Raw genomic sequence first — 5,812 nt, forward strand, 5'->3', positions numbered from 1 at the left:
GAAAGCGAAGTGCCTGGATCGGAAATCAACAGACGAGTTTAACATCCTATGTAAAAAACGTTTCTAAGTTATTTTCTCCATTTTATAAGCTGACTCTGTTAGATAAAATAAGTGTTAATAGCCGTAAATAGGAGAGAAAAATGATGACCGAAAAATTTATTAAAAATGAACAATTAAATTTTATAAAAAAACAGATCTCTTTGATCAAGGACAGCACAAAAAAGAATGTACCTCCAACTGTTTTGACTGCTGTGATTGATATAGCTAATGCCAAAATTTTGAATCTCTTTCCTAATACATCATTGGATCAACAGGAAATGCTGGATCTTTCTAAACTGAAAACCGATCAAGAGTATGAGCGATATATTCAGCTTCTTTCGGACTTTTTAATACCCTTTCCAATCATAACAGAGCAGCAACTGAAAAAAATGTTCCCAAAGCAAAAAAAATTAAAGCTACCTGATTTATCAAAAATAGACCACCACCAACTGACCTATTTAAGTTGGAATGATCTAAGATTGAATAAAAAATTTATTGTATACGAGCTGGATGGTAAAATGGTCGGCATTGAATGTAATTTCACACCAGCCACCAAAAAAACTTATTGTTCTTTCTGTAATTGTTTTGGAGAGGTAACTTATCTATCTACCGTAACAAAAACAAAAAAAGCGAAAAATCCAGATTATTATAGATCTATAGGCAATCTAATTTGCGCTGATAGCAGTGAATGCAATCATAAAATCACAGAGGTCGAATATGTAACTTCCTTTCTCAAAGACTCACTAGGAGTGTGAGATTTTCAAATGATGGTTTTTTGTATCTGAGAATGGACTCTTGATTTGCCTATACTCTCTCTTTAGCACGGGTCTGAAATCTTCGTTCTATTTATCCGTATCATTCGTATGATAATAAAGAACAAAACGGATTGGAGGACGAGGAATGAAGGCTATTGTGTATAAAAAGTACGGTCCCCCTGATGTTCTTCACCTAAAAGAGATCGAAAAGCCAACACCTAAGGATCATGAAATATTGATAAAAATAAAGGCAACGACTGTCACAGCTGCAGATATTCGATCACGGAGTTTTACGGTTCCCAGGTCAGTGTGGCTGCCTGCTCGCATGTCACTAGGTATGAGAAAACCTAAAAAAGTGATATTGGGGATGGAATTGGCGGGAGAAGTCGAATCCGTTGGAAAAGCCGTAAAAAGATTTAAGCAGGGTGATCAGGTTTTTGCAGCATCACTAGTGGGTTTTGGAGCGTATGCAGAATATATATGTCTCCCTGAAGATGGGCCGATTTCCATAAAACCGTCCAATATTTCACATAAGGAAGCAGCTGCTATTCCCATTGGAGCTCGTACCGCATTGCATTTTCTTAGAAAAGCCAACATTCAAAGTGGCCAAAAGGTACTGGTCTATGGGGCCTCTGGCAGTGTAGGAACCTATGCTGTCCAGCTTGCCAAATATTTCGGTGCAACCGTCACAGGAGTATGCAGTGCTGCGAATGTAGACTTGGTAAAATCACTAGGCGCTGATCAGGTCATTGACTACACCACAGAAGATATTTCAACTGTAGGCGAGACGTACGATGTGATTTTTGAAGCAGTAAACAAGAGCTCGTTCGAAGACTGTATCAAATTATTAAAAGATAAAGGTACCTATATAAATGTTACCGAACCTTTGCCAGATGCTCGAATGGTTTGGACGAAGTTAGCAAGCAGCAAAAGAGTGATATTGAGTCAAAATGCACCTGAAACTCCCGAGGCTCTTGATTTTCTAAGTGAACTTGCCGAAGCGGGAAAGTTAAAAGTCGTGATTGATCGATCTTATAGATTTGAAGATATTGTGGAAGCTCATAAATATGTGGAAAAAGGGCATAAACGAGGTAATGTTGTCATAAAAGTGAGTGTTGAAGAAGAGTAGACAGGAGGAGTTCCTCCTGTTTTTTTATGTGGAGGAACAATTAAAAGGATTCAACAAAATTGAATAGTGATTCAACAAAATTGAATAGTGATTCAACAAAAAAATTAGCGGATTCAACACAAAAAGCCAGGAATTCAACAAAAAGAGAAGAGGATTCAACACATATAGCATTAAATTCAACAAAAGAGCGATTCTTCGAGGTAAAGTCCGCTTTTTTTCATTCGGGACATATGTCCTTTCTCTATTTAGCCCACCTGTATTTTAATAAGAGAAGAATATGGGGGGTGAAATGGGTGAAAGGAATCCTGTTTTCAATTGTGGCTGGGGTGTTTATCTCCTTGCAGGGTGTCTTTAATTCAAGAATGTCTGAGGAACTTAGTCCGTGGCATACGACAACAATTGTTCATCTCGTTGGATTTATTGCTTCATTTATTATTTTTTTGTTTGTAAGAGATGGAAAATCAAGAGGCTTTCGCGAGGTGCCCTTTGTGTATTTTCTGGGAGGAATGTTTGGAGTAATCATTGTCATCGGAGAAATGACGGCCATTAATAAGCTGGGGATGTCATTTGCTATTGCGACGCTGTTAATTTCACAGCTACTTTTTGCATATATAATAGATATAAGAGGTTTATTCGGTGTACGGAAATTAAACATTACTTTGCAGCAAATAATAGGAATGGCACTAATTATGGTAGGAATCGTTATTTTTAAAATATAAGCTAGAGTAAATAATACTGTTGATCTATGACCCATTCCATTGGAAAACGTTACTCAATGGACAAATTTAATAGAGGCAAAATATAAAAGGTGAAAAAAATGAAAGAAATACATGAACAATCACGGCTTCTTGGTTATCTTGACCAATATAAATTAGAATCTATTTTTTCAAATGAGGTAAAGGAATATTTAACACTGCACCAGTTCAGTAAAGGTGAAATCCTATGTTCAAAAGGTGATCAGTTACATTCTATGTATTTTATGGTGAAGGGGAAGTTTAAAGTGTATGCCATCTCATCAGAAGGGAATACACTAATCGTCCGTTTCAAAACACCTCTTGCAATCATAGGGGATGTGGAATTTGTAAACGGGATGAGCGTATTAAATACCGTAGAGGCTGTTTCGGATGGTGAACTGATTGGCGTATCCTATGATGTCTTGCGAACCATGCAGTCGAAACAAGTTGAATTCCTACAGTTTTTATTAAAAATTATTACGGAAAAATTATACACGGAATCCCAATCCAACAGTTTAAACCTGTTGCTGCCTGTTGAGGTTCGTTTAGCCAGTTATTTGCTATCTTTATCATCAGAGGGTGAAGGAAATATCTATCATAAGGAAATGAGGACGACTAACCTGACGGAGGTAGCTGCTCTGATCGGAACAAGCTACCGACACTTAAATAGGGTCATACAGAAACTAGTCCTTGAGGGAATAATCGAACGGAATAAAGGATCCCTCACCATAAAAGATTTGCCGAGACTTAGAGAACGGGCAAATGGGCATATCCATGAATAAGAACGGAGAGGAATTGCCATGCAAGGAATATTGTTAGCTATAATTTCAGGCATTTTTATTAGTCTGCAAACTGTCTTTAATACTAGAGTGAGTGAAAAATTTGGTTCCTGGGCAACAACCACGCTGGTTCTAGGCCTGGGCTTCTTGACCTCTCTGCCATTCTTTATGGTTATGGATCATACATCGTTATTTTCTTTTGGAAAAGTAAATAAACTATACCTCTTTAGTGGTCTACTAGGAGTAGTCCTAGTCTTTTGCATTATGAAAGGTATAAGTCTATTAGGTCCTGCCTACTCTATTTCCATTGTCCTCATCTCTCAGATTACGTTGGCCATTTTGATCGATTCTTTTGGCTGGTTTGGATTTGAGAAATTGCCATTAACACATTATAAAATTTTAGGAATCTTCCTGATGGTTCTTGGGGTAATTGTTTTTAAGTGGAATAAAAAGTCGGGTAAGGGAACTGTTTCAGTCAACACACAATAACTACTAATTCTTAATCCGGAATGCGATGTAACCATTGTATTCCGTTTTTTTTTTGTTTATAGTACTCAAGTAGCAGACTGTTTTTTTGACATAGGAAAAATAAAAACTACAAATGTTAGTGTTTTTGAATTAAGATTTATAAAAGTTTAGAGTTTTTGACTCAAGCTTATTTTTATACATGGGATTTATCCTTAGTAGAATATAGGGAGACGAAATTTTTTGGAAAAACAAGAGAGTAAGTTTAGATGGGTAGTATTTGGTACTGTTCTATTTGCCTATTTTTTGATTATCAGTCAGCGAACAGCCCCTGGATTAATTCCAGATAAATTAATGAAAGAATTTGATGTTTCAGCATCCATGATTGGTTTGCTGGCAAGTGTTCAATTTTTTGCCTATGCGGCTTTGCAAATTCCGATTGGCATTTTGTCCGATCGTTACGGCCCCAATTTGTTTCTCATTCTTGGAACGATGATTAGTGGGCTAGGTACACTATTATATAGTGTTTCCTGGAATGAATACGCCCTTTTACTAGCAAGGTTATTGGCCGGTATAGGGGATGCAGCGATATGGATCAATTTGGTTTTAATCTTAAGCCAATGGTTTAAAGCCAATGAATTTGTCAGATTAATAGGCTTTGCTGGCATAATGGGAAGCCTTGGTTTTTTACTGGCAAGCGTTCCTTTTTCAGCATGGATTATGATTCTGGGCTGGAGGCCTCCTTTCTTTATTACGGGCATCATTATTTTTCTTTGTGGAATCCTTCTATATTATGTCATCGCTGTACAACCAAAAAAGTTTATAAAGAACTATACTGTCATTACGCCTTTGGGGAAAAAGCAGAATCATGAAAAAACATTTGATTTGCTGCGACGGATTTTCTTGGATCGAAAGGCATGGGCTGCCTTTTTATGTCACTTTGGAGTGGTTGGTACATATGTGGGCTTTATTGGTTCATGGGCTGTCCCTTATGGGATGCATGTATATGAGATGACAAGATCGAATGCAAGTCAGCTTGTCATGGTGGGTCTTATTGGGGCAATAAGTGGTTCCCTGCTAATCAGTTGGATCACCAATCGTTTTGGGACGATCAGGCTCCCATATGTTGTTATGCATTTGATCATGTGTTTAGGTTGGGCTGCGTTCCCATTGTTTGGCGGCAAACCGCCAGTCGTTTTATTATTTGTTCTTTTTTTCATAATTGGTTTTGGAAATGGAGCAAACCCATTAACGTTTGCCTATGTGCGCCATGCCTTTCCATTGAAAGAAGTGGGGGTTGTTTCTGGCTTCGCAAATACTGGTGGGTTTATCAGTGCAATCCTCTTACCAAGTGTTTTTGGGAAAATCATCGATCATTTTCAATCAGCCGGGATCCAAGTTGGGTATCATTATGGCTTTATGATTCCCGTCATCTTTTCTCTTTTTGGATTAGCAGGCGGCCTGCTCATTAAAGAACACCGTGCAGAAAATGAAAAGGTGCATGAAAGGAAACTGCAAGTGACTGGCAAGGTGTAAGGTCAATCATGTATTAAGGGATTGGTACTTTAGGATAGCTTGATCCAACTTTTTACTAACTTGAACGGTTCGCTTATTGCTTAATCCTTCTTTTAGTCCAAGTCGCATCATTTCATTTCGTAATAATTCCATATGATTTTTTAATTTTCTCTTTTGATGGATAAGACGTATTTTAAGCATTTTATTTGCCCCATTTTACTATTGTATAAATAATTAATACTGTAATATTTTAGAAGTTTTTCCTTAACAAATTCTTAAAAAACAGAGAGAGGAATGTTTTAAAAGCAAGTAACGGGTTCTCACTAAGCAATAAATTCATGGTTGGTGTCCGAAGTCAGAGGAACTTCGGACAGACGGGAGAAAACCACCGATGGT

7 protein-coding genes are annotated in these 5,812 nt (G+C 37.4%); 6 read left to right on the top strand and 1 reads right to left on the bottom strand.

The window, feature by feature from the left end:
- Positions 1–143 precede the first annotated feature (143 nt).
- From V7083_RS01830 to V7083_RS01855, 6 genes are all read left to right on the top strand, one after another.
- Entirely contained in the window at positions 144–794 is a 651-nt protein-coding gene (locus V7083_RS01830; RefSeq protein WP_335474756.1) for a FusB/FusC family EF-G-binding protein, read from the top strand.
- 145 nt (positions 795–939) lie between these two features.
- Positions 940–1,923: an NAD(P)-dependent alcohol dehydrogenase gene (locus tag V7083_RS01835; RefSeq protein ID WP_335474759.1), complete on the top strand. Its 984-nt coding sequence runs from the start codon at positions 940–942 to the stop codon at positions 1,921–1,923.
- A 293-nt stretch (positions 1,924–2,216) separates the two neighbouring features.
- Positions 2,217–2,642: a DMT family transporter gene (locus V7083_RS01840; RefSeq protein ID WP_335474761.1), complete on the top strand. Its 426-nt coding sequence runs from the start codon at positions 2,217–2,219 to the stop codon at positions 2,640–2,642.
- Between the two features lie 98 nt (positions 2,643–2,740).
- Complete coding sequence (locus V7083_RS01845; protein ID WP_335474763.1) at positions 2,741–3,439, top strand: Crp/Fnr family transcriptional regulator; 699 nt, start codon at positions 2,741–2,743, stop codon at positions 3,437–3,439.
- Positions 3,440–3,457: 18 nt separating this feature from the next.
- Positions 3,458–3,925, top strand: a complete 468-nt coding sequence (locus V7083_RS01850; protein ID WP_335474765.1) for a DMT family transporter — start codon at positions 3,458–3,460, stop codon at positions 3,923–3,925.
- 219 nt (positions 3,926–4,144) lie between these two features.
- The gene (locus V7083_RS01855; RefSeq protein WP_335474767.1) at positions 4,145–5,437 is read left to right on the top strand and encodes an MFS transporter; all 1,293 of its coding nucleotides are present in this window, start codon (positions 4,145–4,147) and stop codon (positions 5,435–5,437) included.
- A gap of 6 nt (positions 5,438–5,443) precedes the next feature.
- Here V7083_RS01855 and V7083_RS01860 read toward each other — a convergent pair whose 3' ends face one another.
- A complete protein-coding gene (locus tag V7083_RS01860) occupies positions 5,444–5,617 on the bottom strand; it encodes an aspartyl-phosphate phosphatase Spo0E family protein (RefSeq protein WP_335474769.1) in 174 nt (57 codons plus the stop codon).
- Positions 5,618–5,812: the final 195 nt, after the last annotated feature.

Source organism: Bacillus sp. JJ1764 (assembly GCF_036962145.1).
Classification (GTDB): Bacteria; Bacillota; Bacilli; order Bacillales; family Cytobacillaceae; genus Neobacillus.